Origin of the sequence: Rhizobium sp. AN80A (genome assembly GCF_030053015.1) — a bacterium.
Classification (GTDB): domain Bacteria; phylum Pseudomonadota; class Alphaproteobacteria; order Rhizobiales; family Rhizobiaceae; genus Rhizobium; species Rhizobium metallidurans.
On the sequence record NZ_JASJPX010000003.1, the window covers coordinates 1,670,598 to 1,687,066 of the forward strand.

The 16,469-nt window shown below is 63.6% G+C and carries 16 protein-coding genes and 1 pseudogene; 9 read left to right on the forward strand and 8 right to left on the reverse strand.

What is annotated here, in order from left to right; translation table 11 throughout:
• Positions 1-3 precede the first annotated feature (3 nt).
• The 5 genes and pseudogenes from P3R82_RS19895 to P3R82_RS19915 all read right to left on the reverse strand — a co-directional run bounded on the left by P3R82_RS19895 (position 4) and on the right by P3R82_RS19915 (position 4,308).
• Complete coding sequence (locus P3R82_RS19895) at positions 4-993, reverse strand: phytanoyl-CoA dioxygenase family protein (protein WP_283195015.1); 990 nt, start codon at positions 991-993, stop codon at positions 4-6.
• A 134-nt stretch (positions 994-1,127) separates the two neighbouring features.
• Positions 1,128-2,041, reverse strand: a pseudogene (locus P3R82_RS19900) (cytochrome c).
• Between the two features lie 98 nt (positions 2,042-2,139).
• On the reverse strand, positions 2,140-2,589 hold the full coding sequence (locus P3R82_RS19905; RefSeq protein ID WP_283195016.1) for a cytochrome c: 450 nt from the start codon (positions 2,587-2,589) through the stop codon (positions 2,140-2,142).
• A gap of 170 nt (positions 2,590-2,759) precedes the next feature.
• Positions 2,760-3,608, reverse strand: coding sequence for a metallophosphoesterase (locus P3R82_RS19910; protein ID WP_283195017.1), 849 nt, complete (start codon positions 3,606-3,608; stop codon positions 2,760-2,762).
• A 97-nt stretch (positions 3,609-3,705) separates the two neighbouring features.
• Positions 3,706-4,308 (reverse strand): superoxide dismutase, encoded by a 603-nt coding sequence (locus P3R82_RS19915; protein ID WP_037180608.1) that lies wholly within the window; start codon positions 4,306-4,308, stop codon positions 3,706-3,708.
• Positions 4,309-4,572: 264 nt separating this feature from the next.
• On the opposite strand from P3R82_RS19915, the gene P3R82_RS19920 reads away from it, so the two are divergent.
• From P3R82_RS19920 to P3R82_RS19940, 5 genes are all read left to right on the forward strand, one after another.
• Positions 4,573-4,905 (forward strand): hypothetical protein, encoded by a 333-nt coding sequence (locus P3R82_RS19920; protein WP_183901103.1) that lies wholly within the window; start codon positions 4,573-4,575, stop codon positions 4,903-4,905.
• 140 nt (positions 4,906-5,045) lie between these two features.
• Positions 5,046-5,495, forward strand: coding sequence for a hypothetical protein (locus tag P3R82_RS19925; RefSeq protein WP_283195018.1), 450 nt, complete (start codon positions 5,046-5,048; stop codon positions 5,493-5,495).
• 293 nt (positions 5,496-5,788) lie between these two features.
• Positions 5,789-7,300, forward strand: a complete 1,512-nt coding sequence (locus P3R82_RS19930; protein ID WP_349294075.1) for a hypothetical protein — start codon at positions 5,789-5,791, stop codon at positions 7,298-7,300.
• Between the two features lie 288 nt (positions 7,301-7,588).
• Positions 7,589-8,164, forward strand: coding sequence for a TetR/AcrR family transcriptional regulator (locus tag P3R82_RS19935; protein WP_283195020.1), 576 nt, complete (start codon positions 7,589-7,591; stop codon positions 8,162-8,164).
• Between the two features lie 81 nt (positions 8,165-8,245).
• Positions 8,246-8,749, forward strand: coding sequence for a hypothetical protein (locus tag P3R82_RS19940; protein WP_283195021.1), 504 nt, complete (start codon positions 8,246-8,248; stop codon positions 8,747-8,749).
• Positions 8,750-8,765: 16 nt separating this feature from the next.
• Here the strand turns inward: P3R82_RS19940 and P3R82_RS19945 are convergent, their stop codons facing one another.
• Positions 8,766-9,113, reverse strand: a complete 348-nt coding sequence (locus P3R82_RS19945; protein WP_283195022.1) for a nuclear transport factor 2 family protein — start codon at positions 9,111-9,113, stop codon at positions 8,766-8,768.
• A gap of 279 nt (positions 9,114-9,392) precedes the next feature.
• On the opposite strand from P3R82_RS19945, the gene P3R82_RS19950 reads away from it, so the two are divergent.
• Positions 9,393-10,628 carry an MFS transporter gene (locus tag P3R82_RS19950; protein WP_283195023.1) on the forward strand — a complete coding sequence of 412 codons (1,236 nt, stop codon included), beginning with the start codon at positions 9,393-9,395 and terminating at the stop codon, positions 10,626-10,628.
• Between the two features lie 88 nt (positions 10,629-10,716).
• On the opposite strand, the gene P3R82_RS19955 is transcribed toward P3R82_RS19950, so the two are convergent.
• On the reverse strand, positions 10,717-11,604 hold the full coding sequence (locus tag P3R82_RS19955; RefSeq protein WP_283195024.1) for a branched-chain amino acid aminotransferase: 888 nt from the start codon (positions 11,602-11,604) through the stop codon (positions 10,717-10,719).
• A gap of 265 nt (positions 11,605-11,869) precedes the next feature.
• Between P3R82_RS19955 and P3R82_RS19960 the strand changes: the two genes are divergently transcribed.
• From P3R82_RS19960 to P3R82_RS19970, 3 genes are all read left to right on the forward strand, one after another.
• Positions 11,870-12,910, forward strand: coding sequence for a zinc-dependent alcohol dehydrogenase family protein (locus tag P3R82_RS19960; RefSeq protein WP_283195025.1), 1,041 nt, complete (start codon positions 11,870-11,872; stop codon positions 12,908-12,910).
• A 104-nt stretch (positions 12,911-13,014) separates the two neighbouring features.
• Positions 13,015-14,064: a patatin-like phospholipase family protein gene (locus P3R82_RS19965; protein WP_283195026.1), complete on the forward strand. Its 1,050-nt coding sequence runs from the start codon at positions 13,015-13,017 to the stop codon at positions 14,062-14,064.
• A 152-nt stretch (positions 14,065-14,216) separates the two neighbouring features.
• A complete protein-coding gene (locus P3R82_RS19970) occupies positions 14,217-14,651 on the forward strand; it encodes a cupin domain-containing protein (protein WP_283195027.1) in 435 nt (144 codons plus the stop codon).
• Positions 14,652-14,685: 34 nt separating this feature from the next.
• Here the strand turns inward: P3R82_RS19970 and P3R82_RS19975 are convergent, their stop codons facing one another.
• On the reverse strand, positions 14,686-16,239 hold the full coding sequence (locus P3R82_RS19975; RefSeq protein ID WP_283195028.1) for a hypothetical protein: 1,554 nt from the start codon (positions 16,237-16,239) through the stop codon (positions 14,686-14,688).
• Positions 16,240-16,469: the final 230 nt, after the last annotated feature.

The following is a 16,469-nucleotide window of genomic DNA, read 5'->3' on the forward strand; positions in this document are numbered from 1 at the left end:
TCGCTAGCGCAGCACCGGTTCGCCATGGAAGCGGCGGCGGGAGGGTTTGGAGACGCCGAAGCCGATCTCCATCATCAGGCGCGGCTTTTCGGTGGCGACGGTTCCCATGTGGAAGCCGAAAGGGTCTTCCACGAAACCCGAGCCGGCCTTGCCGGTCAGCGTCACCGGGCTGTCCTTGCCGTAATAATCGATGATCTCGTCGGCCGGGTGGCCGACCAGCAATGTCAACTGATGCTTCATGCGGCGCTTGTTGTGGCTGCCACGGACGAAGACGTGCGGGCCGGTGCCCTTGTCGACATCCACGAGATAGAAGAAGAACTTCAGCATCCGCCAGTCGTCGAGATCGAAATGATACTTGTCGAGCGAGGCAAGGCTGCGGTCGGCTTCGCTGGCCTTGGTCGGGAAGCTCCACCATGTGCGCGTCGTGATCAGCCGCGCCTGGGCGCCGAGATAGCGGCGGGCGATCTCCGACAGGAGCGGGTCGCGCTGGACGGTGCGCACCGCCGGGCACTCCAGCGCCCGTTCGAAATGGTGGCCGGATAGGATCGGGCGACCGAGCCTGTCCTCGGTGGCGCGGTGGTCCGATGCCGCGAATTCTATCTTCCGGTCGAAATTGCCGAAACATGGGGTCTGGTGCCCGAAGGCGGATATCTCCTCGGTGATATCCGGCGGCAATTGCAGGTCCGGGAAGATGCCGTCGCGCTTCAATGCATCGACGGCGGTTTCGGCGTCCACGCCTGTAAAGATCGTCGGCAGGTTGTCGATCGCGCCGTTGCTCTTTCTTGCCGTCAGCCAGTGGGCGCGACGCCCCGCGATGGTGCGGGCGAGCAGGAACATCGGCAGCCAGGCCGGGTTCTCGCGGATATCGGCCATGTAGGTGGGGATGCGGACCGCCATGCGCTTGAGCTTGCCGCCCTTGCGCGCGACCGCTTCGAGATCGTCGGCGGAGGCGTTGGCGACATCACGGGCGGGAGATACTGATGGGCTGTGCATTTCAGCTGGCCTTTCGCAAGACGTTTGAGGATCGTCATTCGGCGGCGGCGTGGCCGCTGCGGGGCATTCAGTCGAATATGCTAATAAATGCTGCAATGCGGCGATTTTGGGGTATTTCTACCACTGAGACATTCCTAACGCGACGGCACCGCCTTCAGGTAGGCGGCAATCGCCTCCAGATCAGCCTTGGGTAGATGCGCGAGGTTCTGCTGGACCTCGGTCATCGATCCGCCGACCGAATCGAAATCGGGCGTGAAGCCGGTTTCCAGGTAATTGGCGATATCCCCCTCGCTCCATCCGCCGATAGATTTCGAGCCCGGCGTGATGTTGGGAATGGTGCCCTTGCCCTCCGGATTGGGGGCGCCGGCCAGCCACATGTCCGGCTTCAGGCCGCCCAGCGCATCGCGCGGGGTGTGACATTCGCCGCAATGGCCGGGACCCTCGACCAGATACTGGCCGCGCTTGACCTTCTCGTCGGCATTGGCAAGCACGACGCGCGCGCTGTCGTTGAAATAGAGGAACTTCCAGCCGCCGAGCGCCAGCCGGACGTTGAACGGAAAGGGCAGATCATGCGGCGGCGCGACGTTGCCGCTCTTCGGCAGGGTCTTCATGTAGGCGTAGAGGTCGTTGACGTCCTTGTCGCTCATGCGGCTGTAGGAGGCATAGGGGAATGACGGATAGAGGTGCGCGCCATTGGGCGCCACGCCGCGCTTCATGGCATTGCCGAACTCAGCCAGCGTCCAGTTGCCGATGCCCGCCTGCTCGTCCGGCGAGATGTTGGGGGGTAGAAGGTGCCGAAGGGGCTCTTCAGCGCCAGCCCGCCCGAGAGCGTCAGCCTGGCATCGCCTTCGGAACCCGGCGCGGCATGACAGCTGACACAGCCGCCGGCCCAGAAGACCATCTCGCCGTTCTTGGCATCGGGCGCGCCGAGGTTGGCCCAACTGCTTTCGGGCATCGGGTTGGGCGCGGTCACCAGGTAGAAGACGGCGCCACCCAGCACGGCGACGCCGACAAGACAGAGGACAAACCTGACGAACCGACGAACCATGCACCGCTCTCCCATCGCCTTTCCGGCTCTCTGGACATAAAGCGATCCGCCGCGTCGGCAAGGCCACGGCGGATCGCCTGTTCAAAAGAGGAGCGGGACTATTCCTTCTTGACCCGATAGTTCTGGTGACAGCCGCTGCAACTTGCGCCGAGCGTCTTCAGGCCGGCGCCGACGCCGGCGGCATCGGCGGGCAGCTGGGCGAGCAGCATGTCGGCATCGGAACCGAGCTTTGCCGCGCGAGCCTTGAAGTCGTCCATGTTCTCCCAGATCTTCGGGCTTGCTTCAGAATCGGCGGACGCGTTTTCCGTGCCGGCCTTGAACTGATCCGGAAACGCCTTGGCGGTTTCGGAAATGGTGGCGAGCGCCGCCTTCACGGCTTCGGCGTCGTAGGGCTTCTCACCCTTGGCCACCCCCGCCAGCGCACCCGTGGCGCCGCCGATCTTCTTCATCATGGCAACGCGTGCGTCATGCGTACCGTCGGCCGCAAACACGGTCGTGACCCCCATGCCGGCGACCAGCACAGCCGCGACGATTGATTTCATTCTCATATCGCTACTCCTCTTCAATACCGAGATTTTCGAAGCCCGGCGCCTCGTTCTTACCCCGGCATGATGGCAAATTAATCTCGGCTAAAAAGTAACAAGTGGGTGAGACGGCAATCATTTCAGGAATTTGCACTTTTCCTCGCTTTTCATGGACGGCGAGGATTGTTTGGCGCTCAGGACCGGAGCGCCAGCACCCTGCTCTCCTCGCGTCCGAAGCCGCGGATTTCGATACGGTCGCCGTAGAGGTCGACAATGGCGAAGGTGTTTTCGCTCTCGGTATCGACCATGCCCTTGAAATTGACGAAGTGGCAGCCGTCGACCACACCGTAATTGCCGACATGGTTGTGGCCGTTGAAGTAGGCCATGACGTTGGGGCTTTCGGCCAGCAGCGCGATGATGCGCTCGCGGTCCCAGCAGTCGTGCTGGTTGGGCGGATAGACCGGGTAATGGTTCATGACGATGACGCGCTCGCCGCCTTCAGCGGCGTCGGCGATTTCGGTTTTCAGCCAGTCGAACTGGCGGTCGCTGATCATGGCGTTCCAGGCTTCGGCATTGATGGCGCCGGCGGCCTTCAGTTCGGCGAGCTTTTCGGCGGCGATCTCGCGATAGGGATGGCCGACCGGCGGCGCGAAGGTGCTGACTTCGTTGCCATCGAGCACGATGAAGCGCCAGCCATGCTTGGCGAGGCTGTAATAGGGCGCCGGCATGCCGAGGCGGGCCGCGACGCTTTCCAGATGTTCGGGCGCGACGGCGAAATCGTGGTTGCCGAGCAGGAAGAGATTGTCGTGCTTCAGGGCGTCATAGGCATCGAGGATGGCGTCGAAGCTTGCGAAATCGCGGTCGATGAGGTCGCCCAGCGTGATGACGAAGCTCAGATCCTCGGCGTTGAAGACCTCGATCGCGGCTTTGAGCTTGGCGGGGCTGTTTTCATAATAGCGATCCATGCCGGCATGCGGCTTGCGCGCGGCGTATTGCGGATCGGCGACGATGCCGAAGCGGAACAGGGGGAGAGGATGGGTCATGGGCGTCGGATTAGGCGGGGTGGGTGACAGGGATGTGACACAAACAAAAACACCCGGCGTCTCCACCGGGTGTTCTCGTCAGTCTCTAGAAAACCGCTTACTTGGTTGCGGCTTCGTAGCGTTCCAGGACGTAATCCCAGTTGATCAGGCTGTCGACGAAGGCTTCGAGGTACTTCGGACGGGCGTTGCGGTAGTCGATGTAATAGGAGTGTTCCCAGACGTCGACGCCGAGGATCGGGGTGGCGCCGTGGACGAGCGGGTTTTCGCCGTTCGGGGTCTTGGAGATTTCGAGCTTGCCGTTCTTGACGGAAACCCAGGCCCAGCCGGAGCCGAACTGGGTGGTGCCGGCGGCGACGAAATCGGCCTTGAACTTGTCATAGCCGCCGAGATCGGAATTGATGGCCGCTTCGAGCTTGGAAGGCAGCTTGTTGCCGCCGCCGCCCTTCTTCATCCACTTCCAGAAATGGACGTGGTTGTAGTGCTGGGCAGCGTTGTTGAAGAGACCGGCATTGGTGCCGAAGGACTTCTTGACGACTTCTTCGAGCGAGAGGTCGGCGAGACCGGCTTCCGCCGCGAGCTTGTTGCCGTTGTCGACATAAGCCTTGTGGTGCTTGTCGTGGTGGAACTCCAGGGTTTCCTTCGACATGAAGGGCTGCAGCGCTTCGTAGTCGTAGGGAAGTTCAGGCAATTCAAAAGCCATGGTCGTCTCCTTTTGGCAATAGTTTGCGTAATCGGCAGGTGTGCGGGAACATAGGAGCGCAAGCTTGGTGAGGCAACCTGCGAAATGTCAAAAAACACAGGTACGGCGGAAAATTTGCCCGCGCTAAGGGCTTGGCACGCAAGGGGCAAATCGATCATGATGACGGTGCTTGTGACACTGCTTCGAGACAGCGCCTCTAGCGCTTCGCCGCGAGGACTGAAAAGCATGCGAGGGCTTGGCATGAGGCTTGGCATAGGGCTGGGCATGACAGGGAACCCCGTGCTCCACCTGATCGGCGGCGCGGCCATCACCGTCGCGGCCGGCACCGCCTCTGCCTCCTCGGGCGATGCCTGGAAGGATTTCGCAGCCGAGGTGCAGGGAAAATGCGAAATGGCGGCGCGCGCGCAGGTCGAACTGCCGCATGCCGTGGTCGATCCCTTCGGCAGCGAGAATTTCGGCATGGCGCTGGTGACGGGCAAGCCGAAAGGCGCCAACGGCTTCGTCAGCTATTTCTGCATCTACGACAAGAAGACCAAGGCGGTCGAACTCGGCACGGAGCTTGAGACCGAACGGATGGGGATCTTGCCGGACGAGTGAGCCCCCGCGTACGCCGTCGTGCTCAGCCCGCGCGGCCCCGTCGATTGCAATCATTGATTGCAGGCGATTTGTGTACGCACAACCCTTCTTTCGATAGCCTTCCCGGGCCGGCCCATCTTGGCGCGGCATGGGAGGATGTCATGTTTCATTTCAGCAGCGCATCGCTTGCCGCCCTTTCGAAATGCCATCCGCATCTGCAAGCCATCGCCCAGGCGGCGATCCTCGAAATCGATTTCAAGGTGCTCGATTCAACCCGCGGGCGCGATGCGCAGGAGCGAGCCTTCAATGGCGGCTTCTCGAAGGTGCATTTCGGCGATTCAGCCCACAATTACGTTCCGGCGATCGCCTTCGACTTGTTTCCGGCCCCTTATGACTGGAACAACAAGGACGCCTTCATCCGCCTCTCCGAGGTGATCCTGGCGCTACCCAAGAAGCTCAAGCTGAAAGGGCTGGACGGCAAGCCGCTGAAGCTGCGCTGGGGTGGCGACTGGGACATGAACGGCGACATCCGAGACGGCTGGGACATGCCGCATTTCGAGCTGCACCCCTGGCGCGACTGGGCGAAGAAATCGAAGCTTTACGAGGATTGATCGCCGTTGCCGGTCTGAGCAGTGACCGGGCGGACGGTATCGGCCCGACGAATGATACCCTGCCGCCTGTTGCGCAAATCCCACATGATCCCGGGCAAACAATTGCCGGCCGCAACAAGACTGTTGATTGTCATCATCCGTCTTTTGACAAAAACATATAGCCCTTTCACGATGCAACTCAGGGCATCGTTTTTATGAGCTATTCGCAATCTTCGATAGAGATCGCTTGATTAGTCGAGAGGCATATTTCGGATGCGCCCGTGGTGTGGTGTTTGGGGACACGAGATATGGTCATGAGCTTTTTTCGTCGCGGGGAAGACGGCAGGGTGGTGCCGGCTTCGGGGCAGCAACAGGCGTCGATCGCCGACAGCAGACCGGGCACGGTGGAGCGGCCCGGCTATGCGATGCCCGACATACAGGATCTGTCGGCCTTCGGCTCGGCGATCGAGGAAAACCAGCGCAGTTCCGACGACCTGCTGTCCAGCCTGACCGCGCTGCAGGACCGCGTGGCGACGCTGATCGGCACGCATAGCCAATCGCTGAACGAGACCGGCTCGCTTCGCGCCGAATGCGCGCGCATCGCCTCGCTGCTCGACTATGAAAGCAGCGCCCGCGAGAAGGCCGACCAGGAAAACGTGCGGCTTGCCGGCGAGAACAAGACGTTTCGCGCCGACAACGGGCAATTGCGCACCGAAAGTGCGGCGCTGCGCGAGGAACTGACCACGCTGCAGGGGCTGCACGAGATCGCGCTCGAGGAATTCACCATCGTCGAGACACGGCTGCTCGATGCCGAACGCGAACTGAACGACCGGACGATCCAGTTCGACGAGGCATCGACCCTGCTGAAGCGGGCGCAGCAGGATGTGGATCAGCGCGGCCGCGAGCTGGCGGCGACCAAGGCGCGCCTCGACAGCGAGACGACCGCGCATGAGCTTCTGATCGAGACCTCGCGGCGCGACAACGGCGTCCACAGCCGCGAGATGGCGCGGCTGACCGAGGAGCGCGGCCACCTGAAGCGCGGCCTGACGGAACAGGAGGCGCTGGTGCGCAACCTGCAGACCGCGTCGGCGGGGATGAAGCAGGAGCTGCTGCTGATCGAGGAACGCCACAAGCGGCTCGAGGTCGAGTTCGAGACGCTGCAATCCTCCTCGGCACTGGAGATCGCGCATCTGACCACGCGCCATGACGCCATCGGCTCCAAGGCCGAGCTGATGGAAAAGCTGCTGGTGACGGCGAATGGCCGCAACCGGATGACCGACGAGGAGCTGCAGGCGGCGCGCAACGAGACCAAGCGCGTGAAATCGGAGCTGGTGACCGCCCTTTCGCGGGCCGAGCGGCTGGACGAGGAGCTGCAGCGGGCCCGCGCCACGGGCACCGAGAGCGAGACGGCGCGGCGCGAGCTCGCCACCGAGAACAACGAGCTGACGATGAAGCTCCGGGAAAGCGACAGCCTGCGGATCCGCCGCGACCGGGATGCCGATGCACTGCGCCGCGACATGGATACGCGGCTGGATTCAGACCGTCACGAAATCAGCCAGCTGCGCACCAGCCTGGAGATCGCCAAGTCGGAAATCCGGCAGCTGCGCGCCGAACGCGCCATCATGAACGGCCAGCTGGAAGCCGCGCGCGGCGAACGCGGCGCCGCGATCACCCTCGAGACGAGAGACGACAGAGCGGGCGAGGTGCGGATGCCGGCCGCCACCTATTCGCCGCTGATCGACATTTCCGAAGCGTCGCTGCTGCAGGCAAGGACGGGTGGTGGTTCGGACAATGGCGAGATCGTGCGCATTCCACCCGCGGAGTGACATGATCGCGGCGGCCCGGTGCATGAGGTGCCGGGCCGCTTTCGGACAAAGCCGATGTTCACGGCTTCGGCCGGCCGGCGCCATCTTGGCAGGCGGCCCGCCGATTGTTCGCCGATAGAGGTCCACCGGCGGGGCCATGACCAGAACCTCAACGCACGGGCAGCGCCTGTTTCAGACCGCAGCACCGAGGCACCCCTCCCGCAGTCCGCGACGCCCCCGCCCGTCGCGACGCTCACGTTTGCGTGCACCCCGTTGACGACCGACCAACTAGTCGGTAGATATCGGCTCATGGCATCGGATACATACACACGCATTCTCGACAGCGCGCAGTCGCTGATCGTCAGCCGCGGCTACAACGCCTTCAGCTATGCGGATATCTCCGCGGTGGTCGGCGTCGGCAAGGCGACGATCCATCACCACTTTCCCGGCAAGGCCGACCTCGTTGTCGCGGTGATCGCCCGTTACCGGCAAGCGACGGAGGATGGAATGGCGGCGATGGCGGCGCATGAGCCGCGCGCCGACCGGCGGCTTGCCGGCTATGTCGGCTTCTGGGAACAATGCATCCGAGACAATAGCGCACCCTTCTGCATCGCGGCCCTTCTGGCCGCCGAGCTGCCGAGCCTGCCGCCGGAGGTCGCCGCGCAGGTGAAGGCGCATTTCGACGAGTTGACCGCGAGGCTCGCCGGCTTCATCGACGAGGGGCAGAGCAAAGGCGAGTTGGCGAGCGCCGAGGACGCCCAGCTCGGCGCCCGCATTCTCGTCGCCACCGTGCACGGCGCCATGCTGGCGGCACGGGTCGCGGGCGGCGACGCGGAAGTCTACGCAAGCATCACCCGGCCCGCGCTCCGGAGGCTGACCGGTTAGATCGCCTTTCCAACAGACGTGCATGCGCATTTCTTTGCCCCAAAAACCGACCGACTAGTCGGTTCACAAAAGGAAACAGACATGGCCAATCCGCTTTCGCTTCTCGGCGAGATCCACACCGCCATCAGCATCGTCCCGGCCATCGCCGGGCTCTACAGCTTCGCCAAATATCGCTCCATCCGCCCGGAAACATCGGTCGGCAAGGTCTATCTGGCGACGCTGGCGCTTTCCGCGATCAGCGCCTTCGGGCTCTCGTCCACCGGCGGCTTCAACCCCGGCCATGCGCTTGCCATCATCGTGCTTGTCGTTTCCGCCATCTGTCTCGTGCTGCCGAAGCTCGGCTTTCTCGGGCGGCTGATCCCGTATCTCAGGAACCTCGGCTTCTCCTTCACCTATTTCCTGCTCTGGGTGCCCGGGATCAACGAAACCCTGTCGCGGCTGCCACCCTCCAACCCGATCGGCAACGGCCCGGATTCGCCGCCGGTGCAAACGGCGCTCCTGATCTGGGTGGTGCTGTTTTCGGCGGGAAGCCTGGCGCAGGCCTTCCTGGTGTCGCGCGGACAGGCGCGGCGCGTGGCGGCCTAGTCGGGCGCCTGAAGCCTCAGGCCTCGCGGCCAAAATAGACCTCGACGGCGGCAAGCCTGTCGCCCCTGAAGCGGAGCGTCTCGATGTTGCGGAACGCTCCGCCCTCACGCTTGACCGCGCGATAGCGCACCACCGCCTCGTCATCGGCAAGGCCGAGATACTCGATCTCCATGTGTTCGAAGGGCGGCGGTGTCGGCCAGCACCTGTCGAAATAGGCGTCGCGGTCGATATGGTCGTCGCGCGGGCTGGAGAAGGTGAAATCCTCCGTCAGCATGGCGGCGACGATATCCTTGCGGCCGTCGATATAGGCGGCGTAGAGGGCGCGGACCGTTCCGGCCCGCCGGGCGTCGTTTTCGTCGGTCATGGTGTTTAGCCTCCTCTTATGGAAACTGCCGCCCGTCCGGCAAAAGGCCAGCTCCGCGAGGCGGAATCCGACGTCGAGCGAACCGAATGGCCCCCTATCCGTCCTTGATGGCCCATCGACGGCGGGACTATATCAATGGTTCGCCACCGGAAACGGAACGCCCTCCTGTCCCTCCTCACCTCCCCGCCCCGGCTTTCGCCCGGGCCTGAGCGGTCTTGATCGACTTCAGCGCCGCCTTTCGTTCCTATGGGGAGGTTCGATGATGAAGAAGGCCATGACATGAGCGACAAGACCGAGGATGCCGGCGCGGCCGCGCCAGGTTCGATCTACTGGAAGCGCAATCTGGCCGTTTCGCTTGTCGGCTCGTTCACGACGATCGTGGCGATGACGCTGCTTCTCCCCTTCCTGCCGCTCTATGTCGAGGAACTCGGCGTCAACGACCCCGCGGCGATCGTGCAGTGGTCGGGGATCGCCTATGGCGCCACCTTCTTCGCCGCCGCCTTCGTCGCGCCGCTCTGGGGGCGGCTCGGCGACATCTACGGGCGCAAGCTGATGCTGGTGCGCGCGAGCCTCGGAATGACGGTGGCGATCTCGCTGATGGGCATGGCCGGAAACGTCTGGCAGCTGGTGGCACTGAGGCTCTTCGTCGGACTGGCGGGCGGCTATTCGTCCGGCTCGATGGTGCTGGTGGCGACGCAGACGCCGAAGGACCGCTCGGCCTGGGCGCTGGGCACGCTCGCATCCGGGATCATGGCGGGCAATCTGGTCGGGCCGCTGATCGGCGGCGTGCTACCGGCGTTGATCGGCATTCGAGGCACGTTTCTCGCGGCCGGCGCGATGATCTTCCTCGCCTTTCTCGCCACGCTCTTCCTGATCAAGGAGGAGAAGTCCCCTGCCCGCAAGCAGGCCGCCAAAGAAAGCGGCGGCTGGGCTTCGATACCGGACAAGGGACCCGTCATCGCCATGCTCTTCACCGGCATGCTGCTGATGCTCGCCAACATGTCGATCGAGCCGATCATCACCGTCTATGTCGCGCAGCTGGTCGAGGACCCGGCGCGGGTGACCATCGTCGCCGGCATCGTCATGTCGGCGGCTGCCCTCGGCAGCATCCTTTCGGCCTCGCGGCTGGGCAAGCTGGCGGACAGGATCGGCCACTGGCCCGTGATAGCTGGCGCGCTCGGCATCGCCGGCCTACTCCTGATCCCGCAGGCCTTCGTCACCTCGTCATGGCAGCTGATCGTGCTCCGCTTCCTGATGGGCGTGGCGCTCGGCGGGCTGCTTCCCTGCATCTCCGCCGTCATCCGCCACAGCGTTCCCGACAGCGCGGCCGGCAGCATTCTCGGATGGTCGGTGTCGTCGCAATATGTCGGCCAGGTCGCCGGCCCGATCCTCGGCGGCTTCATCGGCGGGCATGTCGGCATGCGGGCGGTGTTTCTGGGCACCTGCGTGCTGCTCATCGCCGGGGCGGCTTATTCGTGGATGGTGCGGCCGAGGGCGGCCGCGGCGGAGCGTTGAACGCAGGGAACCACGGGCACCCTCTCTCCTGGGCGAGAGGAGAATCGGTGACGCCGCGGCGATCCGCATTCTCCGCCTCGATCCAAACTCAGCTGTCGCCCGTGCTGCGACCGAAGGCCCAATTCATGTAGAGTTCCAGCGCCTTGCGGGTCACCGGGCCTTCGTGCAGTTCGCGGCTGTCGAGGCGGTTGACACCGACGACCTTGGAGTAGTTGCCCGAGGTGAAGATCTCGTCGGCCGCCATGAAATCGTCGACCGAGAGCGTCTCCTCGCGAACCTCGAAGCCGGCCTGGCGCAAAAGGCCGATGACGCGGGCGCGGGTGATGCCGGCGAGGAAGGTGCGGTTGGCGACAGGCGTCTTGACGATGCCGTCCTTGACGAGAAACACGTTGGAGGATGCGGTCTCGGCGACGTTGCCGTTCATGTCGCGCATCAGGGCGTTGTCGAAGCCTCGGCCTTTCGCTTCGGCGATGGCGCGGCCGCTGTTGGGATAAAGCGAACCGGCCTTGGCGTCCGTCATCGCGGTCTCCGGCGACGGGCGGCGGAAGGGCGAAACGGTGAGCGAGTTCGTCTTGCCGTTGCCGAGCGGGGCTTCGAACAGGCAGAGCGCGAAGCGCGTGCTGTCGCCATCGACGGCGACGACGCTGAAGGGCGAACCATGCTCGCCCCAGTACATCGGCTTGATGTAGATCGGCGTCTTGCCGTCGAACTTGCCGATGCCTTCCCAGGCGAGCGCCTCGATCTCTTCCGATGTCTTCGTCGGCTTCAGGCCCATGTTGACGGCAGAGCGGTTGATGCGCTGGCAATGCAGGTCGAGATCCGGCGCGATGCCATCGAACCAGCGGGCGCCGTCGAAGACGGTGGAGGCCAGCCACATAGCATGCGAGGTCGGCCCGATCAGTGGCGGGTTGCCGGTCAGCCACTCTCCCTCGACATAGGTCCAGGTGCTCGAACGGGGCGATGTATCGACGGCCATGCGTTTCTCCTTGAAGACGATGCAGGGAGAGAAAAGCCCGCGCGCGGGCCGGGTCAAGCGGAAATATGCCACGCAAGGGGCTAAGCAAGAAACGGGATGTGGCCGCCGTCCCAACGGCAATATTCATGCGCGACCGATGCAGCGCGCGCGATCGATACATCAGCGAAAATCATGGGTGGAACGGTTGGAGGCGATCGCGACCGCGTGCCATTATACGGCAAAGACGACGCCCGGGACCGGGGCGCGACCAGCAGGAGCGAGACCAATGAAAGCCATGTTCTACGACGCCTTCGAAAAGGCTCCCGAGATCGCCACCCTGCCCGATCCGACGCCCACCGAAGACGGCGTGGTGATCGCCGTCGGCGCAACCGGGCTTTGCCGCAGCGACTGGCATGGCTGGATGGGGCATGATCCCGACATCAAGCTGCCGCACGTGCCGGGCCACGAGCTTGCCGGCAAGGTGGTGGCGACAGGCAAGGGCGTGATGCGCTACAAGGTGGGCGACCGGGTGACGGTGCCCTTCGTTTCCGGCTGCGGCCGCTGCGGCGAGTGCCATTCCGGCAACCAACAGGTCTGCCCGGACCAGTTCCAGCCGGGCTTCACCCATTGGGGCTCGTTCGCCGAATATGTCGCGATCGATTACGCCGACACCAATCTCGTGCACCTGCCAGAAAACGTCGACGACGCGACGGCCGCCAGCCTCGGCTGCCGCTTCGCGACCTCGTTTCGCGCCGTGGCCGACCAGGCCCGCACGGGACCCGGCGAATGGATCGCCGTGCATGGCTGCGGCGGCGTCGGGCTTTCGGCGATCATGATCGCCACCGCGCTGGGAGCGAATGCGATCGCCATCGACGTGTCGGACGAGAAACTGGCCTTCGCGCGGGAATGCGGAGCGGTGGCGACGATCAACGCGACAGCGGTCGCCGATGTGCCCGAGGCGGTCCGCGAGATCACCAAGGGTGGCGCGCATGTCTCGATCGACGCGCTCGGTCATCCCGTCACCTGCTTCAATTCGATCAGGAACCTGCGCCGCCGGGGGCGGCATGTGCAGGTGGGGCTGATGCTGGGCGAGCATTCGACACCCGCGATCCCGATGGCGCAGGTGATCGGCCATGAGCTGGAGATCTACGGCAGCCACGGCATGCAGGCCTGGCGCTACGACGCGATGCTGTCGATGCTTGCCGCCGGCAAGATCGCGCCGCAGAAACTGATTTCGCGCAGGATCGGGCTTGCCGAGGCGATCCCGGCGCTGATGACGCTCGACAGGGCGGAGACAACAGGGATCAGCGTGATCACCAGCTTCTAGGCGCGCGCAACCGGCTTCAACCAGGGCGCGCTTTTCAGTTTGTTGCAATCCTTGGTTTAAACACCATACTCCCCTCAACCGGATGAACCGGCATGGAGGGGAGCATGGCAAAGCGTTTTATTCTTTCGATCGACGGCGGCGGCATTCGCGGGATCATCCCGGCGGCCATCCTGGTGAACCTCGCCGCGCGGCTGGACGGGCTGCCGCTTCACAAGGCGTTCGACATGATCGTCGGCACATCGACCGGCGGCATCATCGCCGCCGGGCTGACCTGCCCGCATCCGGATGATGCGAAGAAAGCGGCGTGCACGCCGGCCGATCTTCTCAAGCTTTACGTCGATTACGGCGCCGAGATCTTCAAGAAGCCAACCGGGGCCGCGGTGTTCAATCCGTTCGGGATAAACGATCCGCGCTATAAGCCCGACGTGCTCGAAAACAGGCTGCAAGAGAAGCTCGGCAAAGCCACGCTCGACCAGGGTCTGTCGAAAGTGGTGATCACGGCCTACGACATCGAGAGCCGGGCTGCTCTCTTCATGTCGAATGCCGACGCCGAGAACAGCAAGTTCCGTTTCTGGGAAGCGGCGCGGGCGACCTCGGCCGCGCCCACCTATTTTCCGCCGGCGCTGATCGAACGGATCGGTGAGACAGATCGCCAGGCGCAGCACGTCGCCCTCATCGATGGCGGTGTCTTCGCCAACGATCCCATTCTTGCCGCCTATGTCGAGGCGCGCAAGCAGGCGTGGCAGGATGATGAGCTCGTCTTCCTGTCGCTCGGCACCGGCCAGCAGAACCGACCCGTTCCCTATCAGGAGGCCAAGGAATGGGGTATCGTCGGCTGGATGCAGGTGTCGAACCACACACCCCTGATCTCGATCCTCATGCAGGGACAGGCAAGCACAGCATCCTACCAGGCCAACAAGCTGCTCAACCCGCCCGGAACGAAACTCAACTTCTCCACCGTCGTCACCAAGGAAAACGCGGCGACGCTCAGCTATTTCCGGCTCGATCAACAACTGACGAACGCACAGAACGATGCGCTGGACGACGCCGAGAAAAAGAATATCAAGCAGCTCCAAGCAATCGCCGCGTCGATCATCAAGGATAACGCGCCGGCGCTCGACGAAGTCGCCAAGCGCATCCTGGCCAACAAATAACGGCCAAACACGATGCGGTGATCACGCCGCCGAAAACCCGCTGACTGCGTGGGTTCCGATATGTGCATCGGAGCCTTGCATTTTAGCGGGTTGCCATTCTCCGGCTAAAGGTCTATCGCGCTCGCCGCTAAGAAAAAGAAAAGCGAGACATCATGTCCAACTCATTTGTGAACACCCATGCGCCCGATGGCGCACAGGCCGGCTTCGTGCCGGAAGGCCAGCTCGAGCGGCATACGCGGCTCGAGGGAACATGGCTGAACGTCTTCGACGTAACCGTACCCGCGGGCGGCCGCACGCCGCTGCATCGCCACGCCAGCCCCGAGATCCTGCGCATCATCGAAGGCTGTCTGATCATCCGCCGGATGACGGACCAGGGCCTGGAAGAGTTCGAAGCCACGGCCGGCGATATCGTCCGCATCGATGCCGATCAGGCGCATGGCTACTCCAATCGCGGCCCCGACGTCGCCCGGTTTTCGGCGACCATCGACAGCGACATGTCGGACTTCTTCGAAGCCGCGGAAGCGCGCACCCGCGATTTGCTGACTGTTGTCGCCAACAGCGACAGCACACGCATCCTGGCGGCCTGATCAGGCCGCGACGGCGCGGGTCAAGCCCGGGCCGTCAGTCTCTTATGACCTCGGGAAGCCGCAGCTCCTCGGGCGTGAATACCGAGCCATTGGGCCGGATAAGCGTCGAATGTCCCGGATTGCCGGCCGGACGCGGAACCCCTTCAGGAAGAACGAACCTGACCTGGTGCGCACCGTTAAGGCCGGCGGGGAAGCGGGCGATCGGCTTGTCGATCGTATAGAGCCCCGGCTGCTGCGTCCGCAGTGATCCGCTCATCAGCAATTGCAACAATCCTGCCTCCTGCGGCAGGACTTCGTAGCGTTGCGCCTTGCCATCGGAGACCACGTCGGCGGGATCGATCCTGATCAGGCCGGAGGGACTAAAGCGCATGAAGGAGCGATATGTATCGGCATCGACATTCTCCAAGCCTCCCGCCGAAAATGCGACGGTCGAGCGCAACGCCGCGTTTCGCCCCGGCTTCAGATCGCGCGGCGCGACGCCATCCGACGGAAGCACCGCCTTCGGCAACGTATAGGCGTCGATGATCGCGTCCACCGGCTTGCCGAGTACCTTGCCCAGCGCGGCCAACTGCTGGCTTCCCGACGCGACGGCTGCCGACTGATAGCGCAGGCAGCCCTGCGAGCGGATGGACGTCACCTTCTCCTTCGGCAAGCCGACGGCACCGGCGCCGGCCGGAGAGGACACGACGATGCGGCTGACGCGCCCCACATGACCCGTCACGCGCCAGATCATCGCCGTGTAGGAGGATGCGACGATGTAAAGCGGCGTATCGCCGGCCTCGATGTTGAGCTCGCTGGTCTCGGTGACGCCGTCCTGCCCGGCGACGGTGACATCGGAAAGAGCGCCGGCCTCATAACTGCGAACATTGAGAATGGTATCGGCAGCGCCGGCACGCGGAAGGCTGCATGACGCCAACAGTTCTTCGGCCGCGCGCTCGCGAAAGCTGTCGGTCCTGGCGGTCGCCAGCGCCCGCGTTTCGGTTGCCGACAGCGCGCCGTCGCCATCTCTATCGTAGTAGGCAAAGGCCGCGCGGGCCTGCTTTTCCAGTTCGTCGGCCGTCAGCTTCCCATCCTTGTCGAGATCGAGAGCAAGCAGGCCGATCAGTATCGCACCGACGCCGTAATCCCGTGCCTGCGCAGGGCCGATCCTTGCAGCCGCATTCGCCTCCTCGAGGGTGACGACGCCGTCATCAAGGGCGCCCACGACATCGAACGGTGACACTCCCGGCCGGTTCCGATTGACCGCCGCCATTTCCTCGAGGGTGACACGGCCGTCGTCGTTGAGGTCGGCGGCAAAGAATTCCTTCATCACGCCTGCGCGCGCGGCCGCCGCCCCAATGTTACGCGCCTTTTCGATATCCTCGGCCGTCAGGATCTGGTCCGGGCCGCTATAAGTGCGAAACGCAGAGAAGACCTGCGCGAGGTAGGCTTCGCGAGAAGCACGAATGCTTTCGATAAGCACGCTGGGCGGCATCGTTGGCGGCGTCGTCGTTTGGGCCGCGGCATCGGCAAGGCCTCCCAGGGCGGTGCCGACCAACGACACGATCGCGGAAGCTTTCCGCAGAGAGGGCTGATAACGTCGGGTCATTGCAATCCTCGCACGATGTTCTCCATGTTTTGTAACTACCGATAGATGAAATTTCCCTTGCGCAAATCGCTAGGAATTCGGTGAAATCGCTTAAAAAGAGCCCGGGGAAGATAGGCATGGGCATCGTCGGCGGCCATGCATCTCCACTGTTTCGGGCGATAATTTCCGGCGAGGCCTCTTGCGCTTGGTCACGTTAGCCTTCAAAACTGAAGAATGCCCGACAGCGACCC

Bases quoted from the DNA above. Each gene is read 5' to 3' on its own strand.
- P3R82_RS19910 (WP_283195017.1), bottom strand. From the start codon at position 3,608: ATGACCCATCCTCTCCCCCTGTTCCGCTTCGGCATCGTCGCCGATCCG.
- P3R82_RS19970 (WP_283195027.1), top strand. From the start codon at position 14,217: ATGTCCAACTCATTTGTGAACACCCATGCGCCCGATGGCGCACAGGCC.
- P3R82_RS19935 (WP_283195020.1), top strand. From the start codon at position 7,589: ATGGCATCGGATACATACACACGCATTCTCGACAGCGCGCAGTCGCTG.
- P3R82_RS19915 (WP_037180608.1), bottom strand. From the start codon at position 4,308: ATGGCTTTTGAATTGCCTGAACTTCCCTACGACTACGAAGCGCTGCAG.
- P3R82_RS19905 (WP_283195016.1), bottom strand. From the start codon at position 2,589: ATGAGAATGAAATCAATCGTCGCGGCTGTGCTGGTCGCCGGCATGGGG.
- P3R82_RS19975 (WP_283195028.1), bottom strand. From the start codon at position 16,239: ATGACCCGACGTTATCAGCCCTCTCTGCGGAAAGCTTCCGCGATCGTG.
- P3R82_RS19925 (WP_283195018.1), top strand. From the start codon at position 5,046: ATGTTTCATTTCAGCAGCGCATCGCTTGCCGCCCTTTCGAAATGCCAT.
- P3R82_RS19960 (WP_283195025.1), top strand. From the start codon at position 11,870: ATGAAAGCCATGTTCTACGACGCCTTCGAAAAGGCTCCCGAGATCGCC.
- P3R82_RS19920 (WP_183901103.1), top strand. From the start codon at position 4,573: ATGACAGGGAACCCCGTGCTCCACCTGATCGGCGGCGCGGCCATCACC.
- P3R82_RS19950 (WP_283195023.1), top strand. From the start codon at position 9,393: ATGAGCGACAAGACCGAGGATGCCGGCGCGGCCGCGCCAGGTTCGATC.
- P3R82_RS19955 (WP_283195024.1), bottom strand. From the start codon at position 11,604: ATGGCCGTCGATACATCGCCCCGTTCGAGCACCTGGACCTATGTCGAG.
- P3R82_RS19940 (WP_283195021.1), top strand. From the start codon at position 8,246: ATGGCCAATCCGCTTTCGCTTCTCGGCGAGATCCACACCGCCATCAGC.
- P3R82_RS19965 (WP_283195026.1), top strand. From the start codon at position 13,015: ATGGCAAAGCGTTTTATTCTTTCGATCGACGGCGGCGGCATTCGCGGG.
- P3R82_RS19930 (WP_349294075.1), top strand. From the start codon at position 5,789: ATGAGCTTTTTTCGTCGCGGGGAAGACGGCAGGGTGGTGCCGGCTTCG.
- P3R82_RS19945 (WP_283195022.1), bottom strand. From the start codon at position 9,113: ATGACCGACGAAAACGACGCCCGGCGGGCCGGAACGGTCCGCGCCCTC.
- P3R82_RS19895 (WP_283195015.1), bottom strand. From the start codon at position 993: ATGCACAGCCCATCAGTATCTCCCGCCCGTGATGTCGCCAACGCCTCC.